This window comes from Pseudomonas syringae group sp. 247E2 (assembly GCF_032587795.1).
GTDB classification, from domain to species: Bacteria; Pseudomonadota; Gammaproteobacteria; order Pseudomonadales; family Pseudomonadaceae; genus Aquipseudomonas; species Aquipseudomonas amygdali.
On record NZ_JAWHPK010000016.1, the window covers coordinates 1 to 2,507 of the forward strand.

1 protein-coding gene is annotated in these 2,507 nt (G+C 60.3%); it reads left to right on the forward strand.

The window, feature by feature from the left end; genetic code table 11:
- The coding region (locus RYC18_RS17740; RefSeq protein ID WP_316886551.1) for a toxin VasX at positions 1 to 2,507 on the forward strand (2,507 nt) is incomplete at both ends.

The following is a 2,507-nucleotide window of genomic DNA, read 5'->3' on the forward strand; positions in this document are numbered from 1 at the left end:
GAGCTGTTCAGCAGCACCCTGAAGGTCTGGGATCACATCGAGGGCACGCACCTTCATCTGCAGATCGCGACCCTTGAAGGCGAGCCGATTCGCCTGCCATTGCTCAGCGGCACGAAAGTCACGCCGCGACAGGCCGATGCGCAGTTCAACCAGATCGTTCCGGTATTACCGTTCGTGGCATTGCCCGGTTCGAAAACGGTGGACGATATGGGTACACCGGTGCTGGCTCGCGCGGGTTATGTGTATGTGTTTTATCAGGAGAAGCTGTGGCGCGAGCTGGAGATCCACGTCAGCGAAACCGGCAACACGTATCACGACATCGACGTGGCCCGATATCGTCAGCAAAACGGGTTTCTAGCGGGCGACCGCAAGGCCACTGGCCAGGCGCTTGAGGACATCTGGCTGCCGGCACTCTGGAACAATCGGCATGTGCAGACGCTACAGTTGTGTTTCTCGGAAATACAGCTCAGCGCGGCACGCCTTGAGCGTCTGGAAAAAGACGCGGCTTCAAGAGATCAGCGCTGCAACAGCCCTGACCTGAGCGGGTCGAAAATGCGCTTCACGGACCTATACAAGGGCAAGCCCGATGGCAAGGCGATGCTCGATGCGTTTTCTGGCTTTGATGCCAAAAACCCTGTCGCCCAGGCACTCATCGCCCCGATCAAGGCGACCCGGCTGAATCTGCAATACAACGCGTTCCCGGTCAGCCTGGCTGCACCGCAGCGCGCCCGCCAGCCCGGTTATGAAAGGCTGCTCGATCATCCGGCGCGGTATCTGTGTGATCTCTCGGGGCAGTATCCGGTCGAGTCCTTCAGAGAAGCCAAGGCATTTCTCGCTCAGGCTGGCAGAGGTGTTGCTGTGCAGGATGTCAGGCACCTGGAGCTGACAGCGATGGCCGACGCGCTGCTCGCCAGTTTGCCGATCGCAGCGGATGCCGAGCCCGTCGATGCGGGCGTGCTCTGGGAAGCGCAGGCCGGTGTCGTCGATGTGCTGGAAAACGCCCGCCAGCGGCAGGTCTGCGGTGTGCTGCTGGACGATGCCTGCTATCGCCTGCGTTATCTGCGACAACGTGTCGATACGTGCCAGCAACTGTTCGCGCTGTGCGCCCGATACGCCGTTCTTCACCCACACCATGCCAGCGCGTTGCTGGTGCAACAACTGGTGGTGCCGCGCAGTATTCGCGGTCAGGAAAACCCGCTGCATGCGGCGATGGCCAAGCTGCATGAGCCTGGCAGGCGAGCGATCAACCAATGCACTGCCACGGTCCAGCGCGCGGTGGTCTGGCGGCACATGCTCAGTGCTCAGGACGCGCTGGTCGCCAGCCTTAAACAAAGCGCCACGGAGCAAATGCTGGCGGATCACCTGAGCCTTGAAGGTTTCGACTACGTGGCGGCGATGTATGAATTGAGTCGGACGCTGGCAACTCTCGCGCTGCTGCCATCCAACGTCGATCCGTTGGCACCCGGTGGCGACATGGTGGATGCGGTCACGGGTGTTGGGGTATGGGATCAGGCCGTGAGCCTTGGGCAGAAGTTTTTGAACCAGACGGCCAGCGATGACACATCGTCCCTGCACCTCATGCTCTGGCCCGAATGCGATCTACAGACCGCTTGCGCGCCTTATGTCATGCCGGTTACAGATGACGAGAACAAAGGCGACGGCCGTTTTCGCGCCACCGAACTGGCCCGTTTCGAGGCTCAGCCAGCGCCTGACCCTATCGCCCAAGTCACACTGGACGCCACCACCCTCGCTAACTTGCTGGCGGGCGACAGCCTGCAGAACTTCTTCCTGATCAACAACGGCAAAGCTACAACAGCGGCGCTGGTCGGGATCTTTGAAAACCTGCAAAGCGCCGCAGATGGCACTGCGAACGCCGTCGCCAAAGCCAGCCAGACTCTTGCGTCAGCCAAAGGTAATGCAAACAGCGCCAATGCCAAGGTCCGGTCGGCAAACGACCGATTGGCCCAGATGCAAGAACGCCTAGGTGCAAACGCCGACAAGATCAACGTCAACCGCCAGGGCCGGGGCGTACAACAACTGCGAAGCATGATGCCCGAGCATTTTGGTGCTGCTTTCCTGATCCGGCGTAATCAGGTCACCTCACAACACTACGTATTCGGTCTGGAAGACCTGCCCGGCAGAGAGTCGCTGCCAAAAACACGCTACGGCGAATACCTGAGACCCGACGGAACGCCATTTGGCGACATCGCCCCACCGCATCCCTCTTCTATCCGCCTGCCCAAGGGCGACCATCTGGTGCTGGTGATCCCACGCGGCCACAAAACCGCGCAGGTGGTCGGCGACATGAACCGAACGCTCAAAAAAGCTCGTGAGGCGGCAGGTGCGGTGGGTGATGCTGAACGGGGTCATATTCGGGCGAAGAGCGGGTTGAGCGAGGCGATAGAGGGACTGGATTCGGAGAAGAACAAGGCGGCTTATCGGGTGCTGGGGTCGACACCGTTTTGTCTGGCGGTGTTGATGTTGGAGGTTTGGAATGTGAGTTCGGA